Source organism: Paucibacter sp. M5-1, assembly GCF_027498415.2.
Lineage (GTDB): Bacteria > Pseudomonadota > Gammaproteobacteria > Burkholderiales > Burkholderiaceae_C > Roseateles_E.
Genome location: NZ_JAPZLM020000001.1, coordinates 5,232,106 through 5,250,592 on the forward strand (window position 1 = coordinate 5,232,106; position 18,487 = coordinate 5,250,592).

The 18,487-nt window shown below is 64.3% G+C and carries 17 protein-coding genes; 12 read left to right on the forward strand and 5 right to left on the reverse strand.

Annotated elements, in window-relative coordinates; translation table 11 throughout:
- The first annotated feature begins 4 nt into the window (after positions 1–4).
- The 3 genes from O5M90_RS24760 to O5M90_RS24770 all read left to right on the forward strand — a co-directional run bounded on the left by O5M90_RS24760 (position 5) and on the right by O5M90_RS24770 (position 2,482).
- The gene (locus tag O5M90_RS24760; protein ID WP_440402420.1) at positions 5–835 is read left to right on the forward strand and encodes a DUF429 domain-containing protein; all 831 of its coding nucleotides are present in this window, start codon (positions 5–7) and stop codon (positions 833–835) included.
- Positions 836–924: 89 nt separating this feature from the next.
- Complete coding sequence (locus tag O5M90_RS24765; protein ID WP_269839029.1) at positions 925–1,926, forward strand: hypothetical protein; 1,002 nt, start codon at positions 925–927, stop codon at positions 1,924–1,926.
- Between the two features lie 52 nt (positions 1,927–1,978).
- Positions 1,979–2,482 carry a MarR family winged helix-turn-helix transcriptional regulator gene (locus tag O5M90_RS24770; protein ID WP_269839028.1) on the forward strand — a complete coding sequence of 168 codons (504 nt, stop codon included), beginning with the start codon at positions 1,979–1,981 and terminating at the stop codon, positions 2,480–2,482.
- 113 nt (positions 2,483–2,595) lie between these two features.
- On the opposite strand, the gene rocF is transcribed toward O5M90_RS24770, so the two are convergent.
- The 5 genes from rocF to O5M90_RS24795 form a co-directional block, all read right to left on the reverse strand.
- A complete protein-coding gene (gene rocF / locus O5M90_RS24775) occupies positions 2,596–3,516 on the reverse strand; it encodes an arginase (RefSeq protein WP_137944043.1) in 921 nt (306 codons plus the stop codon).
- Between the two features lie 28 nt (positions 3,517–3,544).
- A complete protein-coding gene (locus O5M90_RS24780; RefSeq protein ID WP_262970934.1) occupies positions 3,545–4,432 on the reverse strand; it encodes a TIGR00730 family Rossman fold protein in 888 nt (295 codons plus the stop codon).
- A 112-nt stretch (positions 4,433–4,544) separates the two neighbouring features.
- Complete coding sequence (locus O5M90_RS24785) at positions 4,545–5,309, reverse strand: HesA/MoeB/ThiF family protein (protein WP_269839027.1); 765 nt, start codon at positions 5,307–5,309, stop codon at positions 4,545–4,547.
- A 71-nt stretch (positions 5,310–5,380) separates the two neighbouring features.
- Positions 5,381–6,814: a S41 family peptidase gene (locus O5M90_RS24790; protein ID WP_269839026.1), complete on the reverse strand. Its 1,434-nt coding sequence runs from the start codon at positions 6,812–6,814 to the stop codon at positions 5,381–5,383.
- Between the two features lie 199 nt (positions 6,815–7,013).
- A complete protein-coding gene (locus tag O5M90_RS24795; RefSeq protein ID WP_269839025.1) occupies positions 7,014–8,117 on the reverse strand; it encodes an ABC transporter ATP-binding protein in 1,104 nt (367 codons plus the stop codon).
- A 106-nt stretch (positions 8,118–8,223) separates the two neighbouring features.
- On the opposite strand from O5M90_RS24795, the gene O5M90_RS24800 reads away from it, so the two are divergent.
- From O5M90_RS24800 to O5M90_RS24840, 9 genes are all read left to right on the forward strand, one after another.
- On the forward strand, positions 8,224–9,834 hold the full coding sequence (locus O5M90_RS24800) for an ABC transporter permease (RefSeq protein ID WP_269839024.1): 1,611 nt from the start codon (positions 8,224–8,226) through the stop codon (positions 9,832–9,834).
- Between the two features lie 242 nt (positions 9,835–10,076).
- Positions 10,077–10,445, forward strand: coding sequence for a hypothetical protein (locus O5M90_RS24805; protein ID WP_262970930.1), 369 nt, complete (start codon positions 10,077–10,079; stop codon positions 10,443–10,445).
- Between the two features lie 62 nt (positions 10,446–10,507).
- A complete protein-coding gene (locus tag O5M90_RS24810; protein ID WP_262970929.1) occupies positions 10,508–11,578 on the forward strand; it encodes a TolB family protein in 1,071 nt (356 codons plus the stop codon).
- Positions 11,579–11,635: 57 nt separating this feature from the next.
- Entirely contained in the window at positions 11,636–13,390 is a 1,755-nt protein-coding gene (locus O5M90_RS24815) for a hypothetical protein (RefSeq protein ID WP_269839023.1), read from the forward strand.
- On the forward strand, positions 13,351–14,046 hold the full coding sequence (locus tag O5M90_RS24820) for a PEP-CTERM sorting domain-containing protein (RefSeq protein WP_269839022.1): 696 nt from the start codon (positions 13,351–13,353) through the stop codon (positions 14,044–14,046). The genes O5M90_RS24815 and O5M90_RS24820 overlap by 40 nt, the downstream gene beginning before the upstream one ends.
- Positions 14,047–14,550: 504 nt before the next feature.
- Positions 14,551–14,898 (forward strand): hypothetical protein, encoded by a 348-nt coding sequence (locus tag O5M90_RS24825; RefSeq protein ID WP_137944037.1) that lies wholly within the window; start codon positions 14,551–14,553, stop codon positions 14,896–14,898.
- Positions 14,899–14,907: 9 nt separating this feature from the next.
- Positions 14,908–15,942: a TolB family protein gene (locus O5M90_RS24830; protein WP_269839021.1), complete on the forward strand. Its 1,035-nt coding sequence runs from the start codon at positions 14,908–14,910 to the stop codon at positions 15,940–15,942.
- Positions 15,943–16,001: 59 nt separating this feature from the next.
- A complete protein-coding gene (locus tag O5M90_RS24835) occupies positions 16,002–17,795 on the forward strand; it encodes a hypothetical protein (RefSeq protein ID WP_269839020.1) in 1,794 nt (597 codons plus the stop codon).
- Positions 17,783–18,463 carry a PEP-CTERM sorting domain-containing protein gene (locus O5M90_RS24840; RefSeq protein ID WP_440402422.1) on the forward strand — a complete coding sequence of 227 codons (681 nt, stop codon included), beginning with the start codon at positions 17,783–17,785 and terminating at the stop codon, positions 18,461–18,463. The genes O5M90_RS24835 and O5M90_RS24840 overlap by 13 nt, the downstream gene beginning before the upstream one ends.
- The last annotated feature ends 24 nt before the right edge of the window (positions 18,464–18,487 follow it).

The window sequence follows — 18,487 nt, forward strand, 5'->3', positions numbered from 1 at the left end:
GACCATGCACTCTAGCGCCCCTCTTGCCGATCCCTTGTTGCTGGGCGTCGATTTCAGCAGCGCGCCGACCCGGCGCAAACCCATCACCGTCGCACTGGGCCGGCGCCGGGGCCAGGTCTTGCTGCTGGAGCGGCTGGAGGCGCTGGACAGCTTGCCGGCCTTCGGCGAATTCCTGCAGCGGCCCGGCCCCTGGCTGGGGGGCTTCGACTTTCCTTTCGGCCTGCCACGCGAACTGGTGCAGAGCTTGAACTGGCCGCAGCAATGGCCGGCGCTGATCGCGCACTATGCGGCGCTGACGCGCGCCGAGATCCGCGCGCAGTTTGCGGCCTTCTGCGACGCGCGTCCGGCCGGCGCCAAGTTTGCCCACCGCGCCACCGACGGGCCGGCCGGTGCCTCGTCGGCGATGAAGTGGGTCAACCCGCCGGTGGCCTATATGCTTCATGCCGGTGTGCCGCTGCTGCTGGGCGCGGGTGTCCATCTACCGGGCCTTCATCCGGGTGATGCGAAGCGGGTCGCGCTGGAGGCCTATCCGGGCCTGCTGGCGCGCGAGCTGATCGCGCGGCGCTCCTACAAGAGCGATGACAAGGCCAAGCAAAGCGACGAGCGCCTGATCGCGCGCAAGGACCTGCTCGAAGCGCTGGAGCAGGGCCGCAGCCGGCTGGGGCTGCGCCTGAAGCTCAGCCATGCACAGCGTGATGCGCTGGTGGCTGACGCCAGCGGCGACCGGCTCGATGCGGTGCTGTGTCTGATGCAGGCGGCCTGGGCGCAGGACCGTGAGGGCTATGGTCTGCCGACAGCGATCGACCCCTTGGAAGGCTGGATCACCAGCGCCTGAAACAAATTCAAACAAGGCCGGCGCGTGCCGGCGGACAACCGCGCATGCGGCTGCGGCGTTGATGAAGCAACTCACAAAGGGAGCATATTTTGAGTCTTGCAACAATCCTGCGACAGGGCTGGACCGCCTTGGTCCTGATGCTGATGCTGGCCGCCACGGCGAGCGCGCAGCGGGGCCGTGACGACGACGGCGAATACCAGATCCTGCAGGCCCGCTACGGCACGGCGCAGCACCATGTCGACGTCACCCAGCAGCTCAAGCAGCTGGCCCGCCAGGACCGACGCTTCAAGCTGGTCAACGATGTGTTCGGCGTTGATCCCGATCCGGGTCGCCGCAAGACCCTGCGCATCTTTGCACGCGGGCGCGACGGCCAGCAGCGCACCTTCGAGTACGAGGAGTACAGCCATGTGGACGGCTCGCAGTTCACCGGCTGGGGGCGCGGTGACTGGGGCCACGGCGGCTGGTCGGGCGGCTGGGGCGATGGTCCCTCCGGCGGCGGGCGTCCGCATGGGCGTGATGATGACGGCGACTACCAGATCCTGCAGGCCAACTACGGCACCTCGCGCAAGCACATCGATGTCACGCAGCGCTTGAAGGAACTGGCACGCCGCGACCGTAGCTTCCGCATGGGCAACGACACCTTCGGTGCCGACCCCGATCCCGGCCGTATCAAGATGCTGCGCATCTACACCCGGGGCAAGGATGGCCGCAACCGCACCTTCGAATACAAGGAAGGTTCGCTCGTCGACGGCGCGCAATTCACCGGTTGGGGCCGTGGTGACTGGGGCCAGGGCGGTTGGGGTGGCGGCTGGGGCGGTGGCCGGGATGATGGTGATGAGCCACAGGCCGGCGGCGCGCGGCTGCGCATCATCAGTGCCCGCTATGGCTACGGGAGCAATACCGTGGATGTGAGCGACCGCCTGCGCGAGCTGGTCCGGCGCAACCGCCTGGAACTCCGGGTAGACAACAGCCTGGCCGGCAGCGATCCGGTGCCCGGTCGACGCAAGACGTTGACGCTCACCTATGCACCGGAGGGCGGCGATGTTCGGCAGGTGAGGGTGAACGAGCGCGATATGCTCCGCGTGCCTTGAACGCTCCGGGTCCTCTGGGATAATCTCGACATAGAGACAGTTGGAGCCGGCATTGACCCTTGCGAAACCAGCGGATGCGGTGGATCGCATCCTGCAGCAGTGGCGGCGTGAGCGGCCCGATCTGGACGTGGCGCCGATGGGCACGATTGGACGGGTCAAGCGCTGCTCCGCCTTGCTGCAGCAGCGCCTGGATCAGGTGTTCGCCAGCTTTGGCATGAGTGCCTGGGAGTTCGATGTGCTGGCCACGCTCAGGCGGGCCGGCGCGCCCTTCTGTCTGGCGCCGACGGCGCTCTTCCAGCAACTGATGGTCAGCTCGGGCACTATGACCCATCGCATGCAACGGCTCGAAGCGGCGGGCCTGGTGCTGCGCCTGCCCAACCCGGCCGACGCGCGCAGCCTGCTGGTGCAGCTGACGCCCGAAGGCCTGGCCCTGATTGACCGCGCGGTGGCCGCCCATGTGGAAAACGAGCATGCCATCCTGGCGCCGTTGAAGGCCGCCGAGCTGCGCGCGCTGGATGCGGGGCTGGTGGCGCTGCTGGCGGTGCTGGAGCCCTAGCGCGGGCTCATTTCCTCATCAAGGTGCTCTTGCCGTCTGTCCCGCAGGGGCAGGGCAAGCTCACTTTCTCATCAAGGTGCTCTTGCCGTCTGTCCCGCAGGGGCAGGGCAAGCTCACTTTCTCATCAAGGTGCTCTTGCCAAACAGGGACTCGATCAGGTCCACCGCCAACTCGGCGGTCTTGTTGCGCACATCCAGGGCCGGGTTCAACTCCATCACATCGAGCGAGCCCATGCGGCCGGTGTCGGCAATCATCTCCATGCACAGCTGGGCTTCCCGATAGGTCGGGCCGCCGGGCACCGTGGTGCCGACGCCCGGTGCGATCTCGGGGTCCAGGAAGTCCACATCGAAGCTGACATGCAGATGGGTATTGGCATCCAGCGTGGCCAGGGCCAGTTCCATCGTGTGGCGCATGCCCATCTCGTCGATATAGCGCATGTCGAAGACCTCGAGCTCCTGCTCATGGACAAAGCGCTTCTCGCCGGCGTCGACGCTGCGGATGCCGATCTGGCGCACCCACTTCGGGTTGATGGCCGGGACCTGGCCACCGATCTCGATCAGGGCCTGCGGGCCGAAGCCGCACAGGCAGGCCACCGGCATGCCGTGGATATTGCCGCTGGGCGTCAGCGCACTGGTGTTGAAATCGGCATGGGCATCGAGCCACAGCACGCGCAGCTTCTTGCCGGTCTCGCGGCAATGGCGCGCCACCGCGCTGATCGAGCCCAGGCCCAGGCAATGATCACCGCCCAGCAGGATGGGCATGCGGCCCAGCTTCAGCTCGGCATGCACGGCCTCGTGGACCGAGCGGTTCCAGGCGACGACCTCGTTCAGGTGGCGGTAGCCGTCCACCGGCGGCAGCCAGGGATTGGCCGGACCCAGCAGATTGCCGCGGTCCAGCACCTCGACGCCATGACTCTCCAAAGTCGCTCCCAGGCCGGCCACGCGCAAGGCCTCAGGCCCCATGCTGGCGCCGCGCGCGCCGGCGCCGATATCGGTGGGGGCGCCAATCAGGGAGACGGCTCTGAGTGTGGTCATGGTGTGGTTCTTTCAGTGATTTGTGATGTCAGGTGCTGCCGGCCTGGCCCAGTTCGTACTCGCGCGCCAGCAACTCCCAGGCTTCTTCGGCGCTCTCGACAAAGTGGAACAGCTCCTCGTCGCCGGGGCTGATCATGCCGGTCTCGATCAGCAGCTCGAAATTGATCAGCCGGGTCCAGAACTCACGGCCGAACATCAGGATGGGGCGGCGCCGGCACTTGCCGGTCTGGATCAAGGTCATGGTCTCGAACAGCTCGTCGAGCGTGCCGAAACCGCCGGGGAAGCAGACCAGGGCCACCGAGCGCATCAGGAAGTGCATCTTGCGCAGCGCGAAGTAGTGGAACTGGAAGCAGAGCTCGGGCGTGATGTAGGGGTTGGGGCGCTGCTCGTGAGGCAGCACGATGTTCAGGCCTATGCTCTTGCCGCCGGCCTCGTAGGCGCCGCGGTTGCCGGCCTCCATGATGCCGGGGCCGCCGCCGGTCACCACATAGATCGGGTTGGCCCGCTCCATCGAGGCCTTGGTGACGATGTGGGCAAAACGGCGCGCCTCCTCGTAGTAGCGGCTCATGCTGAGCTGCACCTCGGCACGCTTGATCACGGCCTCGTCGCCGCCCAGCTTGGCCTGGGCCAGCGCCGCGCGTGCGGTCTCGTCCGAGGGGATGCGGGCGCTGCCGAACATCACGATGGTGGCCTTGATGCCCAGCTCGTTTTGCACCAGCTCGGGCTTCAGCAGCTCGAGCTGCATGCGGATCGGCCGCATGTCCTCGCGCAACAAGAAGTCGGTGTCGGTGAAGGCCAGGCGGTAGGCGCTCTGCGGGCCGTCATAGTCGCCCAGCGGGGGCGACTGAGCCAGGGCCTTGGCCTCCTCCTTGGCGCTGGGGAAATTGCGGGCGGTGAGCTGATTGCGCTTGTTCATCTGGAAAGCTGCCCGACGGGCAGTCTGGAGAAGGGCGACCAAGCCGCCCGGGGCGCAGCATAGGTCAGGCTGCGAGGAATTTTCTTGCGTACTTTTCTGTCAAAACTGATATTTATTCGGAGATGCTTTGATCTTTTGTGCTGCAGACCGGACAAGCTGGGTCTTTGTGCACAAGTATTTCGCTCCAGTCCATGCTTCGCGCCTCCAGCATCTGCAGGCGCCCGGTCAGGCCGGGCAGCTTCAGCAGCAGCTTCAAGGCTTCGGCCGCCTGCAGGCTGCCGATGATGCCCACCAGCGGCGCGAACACACCCATCGTGGCACAGCGCTGCTCCTCGAAGCTGGCGTCGGGCGGAAAGAGGCAGGCGTAGCAAGGGGCGTCGGCGCTGCGGCTGTCGTAGACGCTGATCTGGGCATCGAAGCCCAGCGCCGCACCCGAGACCAGCGGCCGGTGGTGGGCGACGCAGGCGCGGTTGACGGCCTGGCGGGTAGCGAAGTTGTCGCTGCAGTCCAGCACCACATCGGCGCTCGCGACCAGTTCATCCAGCAGGGCCGCATCGGCGCGCTGCGCCACGGTGCGAACCTGCACCTCGGGATTCAGCGCCGCGATCGCGGCGGCGGCCGATTCGGCCTTGGGTCTGCCGACACGCGCCAGGCTGTGGGCGATCTGGCGCTGCAAATTGGTCAGATCCACCGTATCGTGGTCGACCAGGGTGATCCGGCCAATGCCGGCCGTGCCCAGGTAGAGCGCCGCCGGGGAGCCCAGGCCGCCGGCGCCGATGATCAGCGCATGGCTTTGCAGCAGGGCTTGCTGGCCCTCGATGCCGATCTCGTCCAGCAGGATATGGCGCGAGTAGCGCAACAGCTGTTCGTCGTTCATGCACCAAGCATAGCGCCGACCATGCAAACGGCCCGCTTGTAGCGGGCCGTTTCTTGCAGTGCGGGTCGGGCTCAGTCGATCTTGGCCTCGGCCTTGCGTTCGGTCGCGGTCTTCGAGACGGCCACCGGCTTGCCTTTGAGCTGGTTCAGCGCCTGGAGCAGCGGGAAGTCCTCGGCCGAGCCGAACTCGGGCAGGGGCTTGGGCTGCTCGTTCTTCTTGGCGAACTCGGCCTCGAGCTTCTGGCGCGCTTCCTCGCGGGCCTTCTCGCGCGCCTCATCCTTCTCCTCGGGGCCGTTGTTCAGGTGCTTTTCAAGATCGGCCTCGCGCATGCGCAGCGCGGCGAATACATTGCCTTCGGCGGTTTCGTCCAGCAGCACATCGGGCACGATGCCCTTGGCCTGGATCGAGCGGCCGCTGGGCGTGTAGTAGCGCGCGGTGGTGATCTTCAGCGCGGTTTCCGGGCTCAGCTGGCGCACGGTCTGCACCGAGCCCTTGCCGAAGGTCTGGGCGCCCATCACGACGGCACGCTTGTGGTCCTGCAGTGCGCCGGCGACGATCTCGCTGGCCGAGGCCGAACCTTCGTTGACCAGCACCACCAGGGGCACGGTCTTCAGCGAGGCCGGCAGCTTCTTCAGCGGGTCACTGCCGCCACGGCGCTGGTAGTAATCAGGGTCGGCCTTGAAGTTGGCCTTGGAGTCGGCGATCTGGCCATTGGTGGACACGACATCCACGCCCTTGGGCAGGAAGGCGGCGGAGATGGCCACCGAGGCTTCCAGCAGGCCGCCGGGATCGTTGCGCAGATCGAGCACCAGGCCTTTCAGATTGGGCTCCTGCTTGAGGATCTCATCAAGCTTCTTGACGAAGTCGTCGACCGTGCGATCCTGGAACTGGCTGACGCGCAGCCAGGCATAGCCGGGCTCGATGACCTTGCCGCGCACGCTTTGCACGCGGATTTCCTCGCGGGTGATCGTGACCGGGAAGCTGCGACTCTCCGCCTTGCGGAAGATCATCAGCTGCACCTTGGTATTGGGTTCGCCGCGCATGCGCTTAACGGCCTGGTCGAGCCCGAGGCCCTTGACCGGCGTGTCGTCGATGCGGCTGATCAGGTCGCCGCTCTTCAGACCGGCGCGGAAGGCGGGCGAGCCTTCGATCGGCGAGACGATCTTGACCAGGCCATCTTCCATGCCGATCTCGATGCCGACGCCGACAAAGCGACCGCTGGTGCCTTCGCGGAATTCCTTGAAGCTCTTCTTGTCGAAGAACTGCGAGTGCGGGTCGAGTCCGGAGACCATGCCGGCAATCGCATCGTTGATGAGCTTCTTCTCATCGACCGGCTCGACATAGTCGCTCTTGACCATGCCGAACACCGCTGCGAGCTGCTGCAACTCTTCCAGCGGCAATGGCGACAGGCTGCTGCGGGCGTTGGCCTGCAACTGCATCGTGGTCATTCCGCCCGCCAGGGCGCCCAACGCGACCCAGCCTGCTACTTTAAGTTTGGCACCCATGATGCGGTGTGTCCTATCGGTGAAATACAGCCATTCAGAGCTTGCGCCACAGACTAAGCCAGAAGCGAAGACCTTGCAGCGAGTATAGGGCGCTGCTTGACAGCAAGCCTCGGTAGAGGCCCCCATTTGCTGGGCTATTCGGCGCATTCAAGCGTTCTTTGCGTCGAAATACCGCCGCTTTACACAAGTTTGCGCGGGCCTACTCTGCGGCAACCGGGCTGGGTCTGCCGAAAGTCACAACATGGTCGACATGGGCGCGTATGCCTATCCATTCGCCGACCTGGTGGTCGTGATGCGAGGGCACATGGGCCACCAACTGCTCGCCGCTGGACAGGCGCAGCGTGTAGAGGAACTCGGCGCCGCGAAAGATCTTGCGCTCGATCCGGGCCTTCACCGGCGCATCGTCGTCATGCACGATGTCATCGGCGCGCAGCAGCACCTCGCATTCGCCGCCAGGGTAGGCCGAGGGCAGCGCGCATTCGCCGGCATCGCTGAGATCACCCAGTGCGGTCTGCACCACCGGGTCGGTGCTGCCCTGGACGATGCGGCCGGAAACAAACACGCCATGGCCGATGAAATCGGCGACGAAGCGGGTGGCCGGGCGGTGGTAGACGCTGTAGGACTCGTCCCATTGCTCCAGCCGTCCATGCTGCATCACACCGACGACATCGCCGATGGCGAAGGCCTCGCCTTGGTCATGGGTGACGAACAGCGCCGTGGTGCCGCTGGCGCGCAGGATGCCGCGCAGCTCTTGAGACAGATGTTCACGCAGATCGACGTCGAGGCTGGAGAAGGGTTCGTCGAGCAGCAGCAGACGCGGTGACGGGGCCAGTGCCCGCGCCAGCGCGACACGCTGCTGCTGTCCGCCGGAGAGCTGGTGTGGCGCGCGCTTGGCCGCATGGGCCAGGCCCACCAGGTCCAGCACCTCGGCGATGCGCTGCTGGCGTGGCTCGCGGGCCAGATGGCGCAGGCCGAAGCCGATGTTGTCGGCCACCGAGAGGTGCGGGAACAGCGCGTAGTCCTGGAACACCATGCCGATACGGCGCGCCTCCGGGGCGAGGTGCAGTCCCGTGGCGGCATCGGCCAGCGCCTCGCCGTCGATCAGGATGCGGCCACTGTGCAGACGCTCCAGGCCGGCGATGCTGCGCAGCAGCGAGGTCTTGCCGCATCCCGAGGGGCCTATCAGCACACCGATCTGGCCGCGTGCCAGGCCGAAGGAGACGCCGTCCACCGCCGCCTTGCCGGCGGGCCCGCCGGCGGCGCTGGGATAGCGCAGGCCGACCTGATCAAGTGCGAGAAACATGGACCTATGATACCGGGCTGGAATGCGCATCCGAATGCGCATCGTTCTCGTTTGACCGATATCAAGAGCTGGCCTGCCACGCGTTGGCGTCCGCGCCAACCACCGCATGCTGCGCCTGATCACTGTTGTTTGCCTTTTGTTGGCCGTGCCCGTGCTGGGCATCCTGGGTTCCTGGCTGGCGCTGGATGCGCAGGCCCTGGCCATCCTGCAGCACCAGTTGCAGACCGTGCTGCCCGAGTACGCCTGGGCCTCCTTGCTGCTGTCGGTTTGTGTGGCCATCGGCGTGGCGCTGATCGGTGGCGCCACGGCGGCGGCGGTCAGCCTGTTTGACTTTCCGGGCCGGCGCTTCTTCGAATGGGGTCTGCTGCTGCCGATGGCGATGCCGGCCTATGTGGCCGCCTACGCCTACACCGATGCCTTGCAGTACAGCGGCGCTTTGCAGACCTGGCTGCGCGCGATGACCGGGGCTCAGGGCGCGCTCTGGCCCGATGTGCGCAGCCTGCCCGGTGCCGTGGGCCTGTTCGTGCTGTGTCTCTATCCCTATGTCTACCTGCTGACCCGCACCGCGCTGAGCGAGCGGGGCGTGGCCTTGATGGAGGCGGCGCGCATGCTGGGCGCCGGCACCACGCGCCGGGTGCGCGAGGTCGCGCTGCCGCTGGCCCGACCCGCGCTGGCCGCCGGCATCGCGCTGGCGCTGATGGAGACGCTGGCCGACTATGGCGTCGGCGCCTATTTCGGACTGACCACCCTGACCACCGGTGTCTACAAGGCCTGGCTGGTGATGAATGACAAGACCGCTGCGGCGCAACTGGCCTCAGTGCTGCTGCTGGCGGTGGGCGCCCTGCTGTGGCTGGAGCGGCGCGCTCAGGCCAAGCTGCGTTTTGCCAGCAGCCGCAGCGGCGCGCTGCATGCGGCCGAGGCGCGTCCTTTGCCGCTGCATGGCGGCGCCGCGCTGGCAGCCGTGCTGCTGTGCGCGCTGCCCATCCTGCTGGGCTTTGTCGTGCCGGTGCTGGTGCTTTTGCAACTGCTGTGGCAGGAGGCCCTGCATGCCGAACTGGGGCTGCCGCTGGCGCGCTTTGCGCAGTGGAGTCTGAGCAGCCTGAAGCTGTCGGGTCTGGCCGCCCTGCTGGCGGTACTGCTGGCTCTGGTGCTGGCCTATCTGGGACGGGTGCGCGGCTCGGGCTCGGCCCTGCTGGGCGTGTCGACCCGTATCGTGTCGCTGGGCTATGCTGTGCCCGGCGCAGTGATCGCGATCGGCATCCTGCTGCCGCTGGGCTGGCTGCAGGAGCGCTGGCCGCAGCTGGGCTTGACCAGCCTGATGACCGGCACCATTGCCGGGCTGATGTATGCCTATCTGGTGCGCTTCTCCGGCGTGGCCTTGCAATCGCTGGAGGCCGGCTATGCCCGCATCTCTCCGACCGTGGACGAGACCGCTCGCATGCTGGGCGCCTCGCGCACCCGCATGTTTCTCGAGTTGCATGCCCCCTTGCTGGCGCGCTCGGCCTGGGCCGCAGCACTGCTGGTGTTTGTCGATGTCATGAAGGAGTTGCCGGCCACCCTGGTGCTGCGGCCCTTCAACAGCGACACCTTGGCCGTTGTCGCCTATCAGCTGGCCCGCGATGAGCGCTTGGGCGAGGCCGCGCTGCCTTCGCTGGCCATCGTGCTGGTCGGACTGATCCCGGTGATCATGCTGTCACGGGCGATGCGCAAGCCCTGATTTTTCACGACCTTTCTTTGTCGTTTCTTGCAAGGAATCAGGGTGAGACTGACTTGCATTAGCTTTAACACCGAGAATCGTCATTCAACCTAGGGGGCGCCTGATTTACGCCCCCTGAGTGAGGGGTGTTTGGGCGCTTTTCGCGCGGCGGCTTGCATTGCCATGAAGCGTTTTGTTACCAAGAATGGTGGCAACCCCGGGGGATACAACCCGGTCCGAGACAAGCACCACGGAGACCCGCCATGCCTCAACTGTCGGATTCAGCTTCTCCTGTACTGAGCCGTTTTTGCCGCCCCCTCAACTCGTTACTTGTGTGCGCAGCGCTGTCGGTGTCGGGCGTAGCGTTGGCGGCCCCGAATTTCAGTGGGCCGTCCGTCGGGAAGGTCGCTCAGCCCACCGTCTTCTCCGGCAAGGGTTTTGTCCCCAACGCCCCGTTGACAGTTCTCGTCAAACGGCCGGGCGGCGCAGAGGCCGGCTTCAGCGCGGTGGCGACGCCTGAAGGCGCGCTCAGTTACAGCTTCGTGCCGGCCGCAACAGGCGTGCACGCGCTGACCGTGACGGACAGTGCGGGTCGGTCGCTGGCCAAGGCGGTCCTGAACGCGCTTCCCTGAGCGTCTCGCTGTGGTCCGATCCTTTCGGTAGGCCGCATATCAAGAAGAGCAAGGAGACAGTAATGAAACTGAGGACTTTGCCTCGACTGGCCGCTGCATGCAGCATGGCCATCTTGGTTTGCCTGCCGCTCGCGCTCGCTGCAGCCGAGGCGGGACGCGACGAGATCGTTTTCACCTCCAATCGTTCGGGAGGCTTGTTTCAGCTGTATCGCATGCGGCCAGACGGCACCCAGGCGCATCGGCTGACGCAGGAGCCATTGGAAGCGGGTGAGGTGAGTTGGTCGCCAGACGGCAGCAAAGTGCTGTTCACGGCGAGCCGCGGCCGGGGTGTCGATATTCATGTCGCGGATCTGATCAGCGGGGATGTTCGCAGACTGACCCGAGGTGATGTGCTGAACAGCTCGCCGGTATGGAGTCCCGATGGCCGTTTCATCGCCTTTCGCTCCTTCATGGATAAGAGCGCCAAGCTCTACATCATGAAAGCGGATGGCAGCGATCTCAAGCGTTTGACCGAGTCCGAGGAGGAAGAGGCCGGGCCGGCGTTTTCTCCGGACGGTAAACGGCTGGCCTATGTCGTGTTGAAGCATCCCCGCATGCCGCAGATCAAGGTGCTGGATCTCAGTTCTGGGGTCTCTCGCCTGCTCAGTGCGGAGCCTCCCACCGCCGCCGAGCAAGGCCCGGTCTGGTCTCCGGATGGCAAACGCCTTGCCTATACCGTCAGCAAGAATCGCAGCAACCACATCCATCTGATGCTGCCTGACGGGTCAGACAAGCAAGCGCTGACCAGCGGCAAGGGACGCTACAACGATCCTCAGTGGTCTCCCGATGGTTCGCGGCTCCTGACTTTGGCCCTGCGTGATGGGGCCTCCAGACAGGACATCTACACGATCAAGCTGGACGGCGGCCATGAGCTCCAGCGACTCACCGATGACGGGGCCGAGCATCTGCTGGCGCGTTGGTCCGCAGACGGCCAGCGCATCTTCTTCGTGAAGTTCCTGGCCGGCGGCGGCAAGATTTTCTCGGCCGACAGCGAGGGCCGGCAAGTCCGGCAGTTGTCTCCCGACCAGAGTTACGACACCGGTATCGCCATGTGCTGCAGCCGGCCACGTCTGCAACTGGCAGGCTTGAAGTAAGGACATCAACCCGGCGACAACCAGCCCTACCGGCAAGACATGCCAGATGGAGGTCTTATGACAACCGAGAATCACCTGTCTACACGCCCCGCTTGTGTCTACAAGCTCAGCCTTCTCAGCCTGGCCTTGCTCGGGTTGGATGTGAGCGCCGCCAGCAAGACCTATACCTTGGACGCTGATTTCTCACTCGGCATTCTCGAGAACGTCAACTTTACCGCGCCCAACAGCAACCAACTGCAGCTCAATCTGGTGGGGGTTGGATCCAAGTACATCTTCATTGCCAACCATGATGAGGATTCGGTGTCCAAGTACGACACCGAACTCAACAAGGAGGTTGCGCGCTACAAGACCTATGCGGGACCTTTGGGCAGTGGGGTGGGTGGCAGTCCATCGCGCATTGCCATCGACGTCGATGGCAATGCCTATGTGCTCAATCGCGAACCCGGCTCAGGCCAGCCACCGCTGCTGATCAAGGTTCTTGTCGACACGGCAGTGGACCGCAACAGCAATGGCGTGATCGATACCTCATCGGACCTGAACAACAACGGCGTCATCACGGCGGCCGAGATGAAACCGATGTCGGCCAACACGAATGCGGGTCTGGGCGATGAGCGCGTAGCCTGGGCGCAGCGCATCGGTCCGGCGGGCAATACCTTCGGCCGTGCCTTGTGTATCGCGCCCGATGGCAAGCTGTGGGTCGGTATGTGGGACCAGGCGCGCTACTTCCGGGTCAACCCGGCGGATGGTAGCCAAGCTGCCGTCGTTGGGGGTGTAGGCGGGCAGTACGTCCAACTCAGTGGTTGGAATCCCTATGGCTGCACGGTCGATAAGGCCGGCGTGCTGTGGAGCGCCACACTGGGTTCTGGTGGGCTTGGTCGGGTCGACACCAACACCGGGGCATCCTCGAATTTCCCCAACCCCTTTGGCGCTGACTATGGCATCGCCCAGGGCAATGGCAAGATTTACCAGGCGAATCTGAATGGCAATGCCTGGACTGCCTTCGACCCGACGACCAACACCTTCAGCAAGCCCTCCTCTCTGTTCTATTCGGGTTCCGGTATAGCAGTCGATGGCGCGGGGAATATCTTGTCGACGGATTTCGGGGGCGTCGCCAAGTTCTCGCCTGACGGCAGCCTGCTGTGGCAAAAAGGAGCCCAGCCGGGTGCCTCGACCTCCTACGGCGTGATGGTCGATGGCAATAACGACGTCTGGGTCATGAACATCAGTAGCAACAACGTCTCCAAGTACCGCGGCACGGACGGGGCTTCACTGGGTGTGTTTCCCACCGGCGCATTCCCCTACGTCTACACCGATGGCTCGGGTCTGACCACCAAGAACACCACCAATAACAAGCAGGGCACATGGACCGTGGTCTATGACAGTGGCGCCAGCGCGACGCCCTGGGGCAAGGTGAACTGGACGGACACGGTGCCCAGTGGCGCAGCGGTCGAGGTGGCTACGCGCAGCGCCGATGTGGCCGCATCGCTTGATCTGCAGCCTTATGTGCCGATCAGCAAGAACGCCAATTTCACCGCGAGTGGCCGGTATCTTCAGGTTCGTACCCGGCTGATTGCCAATGACAGCAACGAATCACCGATCCTCTATGACCTGACCATCAATAGCGCCAATCAGAGCTGCGACATCGATCAGAACGGCGCCATCGACATCGCCGATGTCAACGCGATCCGCAGCAGCATCGGGCAGACCCCAGTGGCGGGCGATGCGCGAGACGCCAATGGCGACAACAAGATCACGATCAATGATGTGCGTCTGTGCGTGATGAAGTGCAGCAAGCCGCAGTGCGCGCCCTGATCAGCAGTGTTTCGTTCCACACCGTGAGGTCATTCATGAAAAACAAATTACTCAGTCTGGGGCTTGTCGCTGCCGCCTTGTTCTCGGGCTCGGTGGCGCATGCAGCACCCGTTGTCAGCTTCTCGCCGTCGAGCATGAGCGTGGCCGTTGGCGGACCATATCTCGTGGACGTCAACATCAGTGGCCTGGGCAGCCAGATCGTCTCGGCGTTTGATCTCAATATCAAATACAACCCGGCGATCATCGGCTTCACCGGCTATACGCTGGGCGCCGGACTCGGGGGGCTGTGGGACAGCGTTGACGCGTCGGTGCCGCCGATGGACTTCGGCGTGCAGGCCTTCTCGCTGGAGGGCGACGACGATGTTCTGGCCGGCGACCAGACGGACGACGCCTTCACCTTGATGACGCTGAGTTTCAACGGTCTGAACGACGGTTTCTCGTTCCTGAGCTTTGGTAACAGCCCGGACTTCGAGATCAATCTGGTGGGGCGCCGCGGGGAGAGCCTGACCGATGTCAGCTACGGTCGAGCCTGTATCGCGGTGGGGCAGGGCAGTTGCGCCACGGTACCCGAGCCGCAGTCCTATGCACTGGTGGCACTGGCGCTGGCAGGTGCTTTTGTGCCGGCACTATGGCGCCGGCGCCAGACAGCTGTCTGATCAGGCGCTGTCGCGAGTTGACTCGGGATAGGTTCGGCACCGCGCTGCCGAACCTTCCGAACCCAAGGGGGTTGGTTGATCGGCCGCGTGCATCAACTTGGCGACGATTCCGCCAATCATGCGGCGTAGGCATGCCGCATGAGCGCGGAGGTCGAAACAGATGCGTGCAAGGGCGGCTCATGCATCTTTACTTAAGAAGCGAGACTGGGCGTTCTATGTCTGGTCGGATTGACCTCGGGCATCTCGTTCTCAAGACCCCTGCGATGAGCTCAAACCCTTTTGCATTCGACAAGATTACCCGGCCGGACTGGCCCAAATGCGGTGAACTGATAACGCATTTCATTCATGCCTTTCGACTAGGGGGGTGAGCTCAACTATCCCCCTGAACGCGGGGTGTTTGACGTCGGGTTTCGCCGTTTCGGCAGTTGCCGTCGGAGGCTTCTAGTGAAAGTATTGGCCTCACGCGGCGGGCGCACATCGCCCAGAAAAGCGAAGGAGCCAAACATGTCCCAGTGGATTCCCGGCCTGGTCTCGGGCCTTCTGTGTTTGAGCCTGGGTGCCTCCGCCCAGGCCCAGTCCCCCGCATCAACAACTGCCAGTCTCTCCGGCCCCTCGGTGCTGAAGACCACGGAGCCTGCGGTGCTCAAAGGCCACGGCCTGCCGGCCGGTGCTGCGGTGACGGTTTTCGTTGCGGCGCCAGGTGGACAGACTGCCGGCTACAGCGCTGTTGTGGATGGCAACGGGCAGCTGAGCTATCGCCTCGTCGCTTCCCTGCCCGGCAGCTATCGGGTCACGGTCGCCGACACCGGTGGCCGCGCGCTGGCTCAGGCCACGGTCAACTTTGCTCAGTGAGGCCCGGCCATGAAGCTGCAAGGGTTCATGTCGCTGCTCGCGGTGTTGAGTGCAGGTGTGGCCTCGGCCGCAACAGTGTCGGACGAGTTGCTGGTGATCAGCAGCCGCAATGGGGCGGCCGAGCTCTACCACCTGCGCCAGCAAGGGCAGGATGTGCAGAAGATGCGGGGAGCCCAGCCGTCGGCGGTGTTTGATGCGCGCTGGTCACCCGATGGCCGGCACGTCGCTTATGTCGCAGCTGCCGGGGCTTATGCGCATGTGTTCGTTCACGACATGCTCAGTGGCAGCCATCGACAGCTGACCCAGGGCAATCATCTGAACGACAGCCCGCGCTGGTCGCCCGATGGTCGCCATCTGGTGTTTGTCAGTCACCGGGACGGCAACCAGAACATCTACCGCATGGATGCGGACGGCAAGAACCAGCAGCGCCTGACCGAGTATGCAGAAGACGATGTGGAGCCGGTCTGGTCGCCGGACGGCAAGCGCATCGCCTTCATGCGCAACGAGAACCGACGCGATCTGTGGATCATGAACGCCGACGGCAGTGCTGCACAAAACCTGACGCGTTCGCCAGGCCGGGACGACAGTCAGCCGCAGTTCACGCCCGATGGTCTGCGTGTGCTGTTCACCACCCGACAGAACAGCGTCGCCGAGATCTTCTCGATCGCGCTGGATGGCAGTGACAGGCGTGCACTGACCGACAACAAGGCCTTCAACTCGGCGCCGCGTTTCTCGCCCGACGGCCGTCATCTGGCGTTTCTGAGCAATGCCGGTGGCGAAGGGGTAACTCGCCTATGGGTCATGAATGCCGACGGCACGAAGGCACGCGCGCTGAGCGATTCCCTGCTTGACGATATGTCGCCGGAATGGTCCGTCGACGGGCAGCGCATCTACTTTGCCAGCACGCGTGACGTGCGCACCTCGATCTACAGCGTCTCGCTGCAGGGAGGGGCCGTCGAGCGTCTGACGCACGGCATCGGGCAGGACATGCTGCCCCAGGTGCGCCCGTCAGCTGCTGCGTCCCGCGTCGCCCAGGCTCGTTGAGGTGATGGTGGCAAAGGTCCACTCATTCATTGCGCCATAACAACCATCAGGAGACTGTGATGACACAACAAGTCCGTTTCCCGCAGGCCATGCAAAGCCTGCTTGCGGCCGCCATGCTGCTGCTTCCCCTCGCGCTGTCGGCGGCGACCAAGACTTACACCACCGACACCGACTTTGATCTTGGTGCCCTGGACGGCGTCAACCACGATGCGCCCAACAACAATCAGCTTCAACTCAACCGCATCGGCACCACCTTCCCGGTGCTGTGGATTGCCAATGCCGGCGAGGACACGGTGTCCAAGATCGACACCAACAACAACAAGGAGATCGCACGCTACCGCACAGGTTTCGGCCCTTCGGGCCAGGCCGGCTTCGTCTCGCATCTGGGCAATGCCTACGCCGGACCTGCTCCGTCGCGCACGGCGGTCGACATCCAGGGCAATGCCTATGTGCTGAATCGGCACTTCGACGGCAAGTCGGCCGTGCTGATCAAGATCCTGGCCGAGGGCGGGGTTGATCGCAATGGCAATGGCTCCATCGACACGTCCAGCGACCTGAACAACAACGGCATCATTGCCGGCGCCGAAATCCTGCCGATGGCCGATACCAACGGCAACGGCTATATCGATGCCGCCGAATTGCAGGACGAGCGCATTGCCTGGGCACGCCGCGTACCCGATGGCATTGCTGCCCCCTTCCGCAACGGCGCGCTCGGGCGCTCGCTTTGCATTGCGCCGGACGGCAATCTGTGGGTGGGGCTGTTCAATGACGGCACCTACTACAAGGTGGCATCGTCCGATGGCAGCACCGTCAGCGGCCCGCACAGCATCGGCCTGACGCCTTATGGCTGCCTGGTTGATCGCAACGGCATCCTGTGGAGCGCGGATCTGGGGTCCAGGCTGGGCAAGCTCGATACGAGCAATCCTTCCAGCGTGGCGACCTTCTCATTCGGCATGTCGAACTACGGCATTGCGCTGGGCAATGACCGCGTCTATCTGGCGACCTACAGTGGCGCCAGCGGTCGACCGTTTGCCCGCTTCAACCCCACCACCAACAGCTTCGATGCACCGGCCGCCGCCAGTCACGGGGCCTTGGGCGTGGCCGTGGATGGCAGCGGCAACATCATCGCCGGCAACTACTCCTCGGGCGGCGTGACCAAGTTCGCAGCCGATGGCACCGTGCTATGGCAGCGGCCGGCGCAGGGCGGAACCGGTGAGGTTCGCGGTGTGGCGGTCGACGCGAACAACGATGTCTGGCTGATCCACCGCACCACGGCCAATATCTCCAAGTACCGAGGCAACGACGGCACGCCCTTGGGTGTCTTCCCGATCGGCAACGAGCCCTACACCTACAGCGATGCAGCCGGTTTTGCGGCGCGCAACATCACTAATAACACTGGCACCTGGACGGCGGTGTTCGATGGCGGTGCGGCTGGGACGGCATGGGGCAAGGTCAACTGGGCCGATCTGGTGCCGACCGGTGCATCCATCGGCGTCCAGATCCGCAGCGCGGACTCCGTGGCGGGCTTGTCTTTGCTGGCGTATCAGCCCATCGGGAAGAACGTCCAGTTCGCCGCCATGGGGCGCTACATCCAGATCCAGGCACGGCTCAATGCGAACACCGCTGGCGACTCTCCGGTGCTGTATGACCTGACCGTCAACAGCAATAACTTGAGCTGCGACATCGATCAAAACGGCGCCATCGACATCGTCGATGTCAACGCGATCCGCAGCAGCATCGGGCAGACCCCAGTGGCGGGCGATGCGCGAGACGCCAATGGCGACAACAAGATCACGATCAATGATGTGCGTCTGTGCGTGATGAAGTGCAGCAAGCCGCAGTGCGCGCCCTGATCAGCAGTGTTTCGTTCCACACCGTGAGGTCATTCATGAAAAACAAATTACTCAGTCTGGGGCTTGTCGCTGCCGCCTTGTTCTCGGGCTCGGTGGCGCATGCAGCACCCGTTGTCAGCTTCTCGCCGTCGAGCATGAGCGTGGCCGTTGGCGGACCATATCTCGTGGACGTCAACATCAGTGGCCTGGGCAGCCAGATCGTCTCGGCGTTTGATCTCAATATCAAATACAACCCGGCGATCATCGGCTTCACCGGCTATACGCTGGGCGCCGGACTCGGGGGGCTGTGGGACAGCGTTGACGCGTCGGTGCCGCCGATGGACTTCGGCGTGCAGGCCTTCTCGCTGGAGGGCGACGACGATGTTCTGGCCGGCGACCAGACGGACGACGCCTTCACCTTGATGACGCTGAGTTTCAACGGTCTGAACGACGGTTTCTCGTTCCTGAGCTTTGGTAACAGCCCGGACTTCGAGATCAATCTGGTGGGGCGCCGCGGGGAGAGCCTGACCGATGTCAGCTACGGTCGAGCCTGTATCGCGGTGGGGCAGGGCAGTTGCGCCACGGTGCCCGAGCCGCAGTCCTATGCACTGGTGGCACTGGCGCTGGTGGGTGCTTTTGTGCCGGCACTGTGGCGCCGGCGCCAGACAGCTGTGTCGGTCGCGAGCTGATACAAGCGGATGGAGCTACAGCCT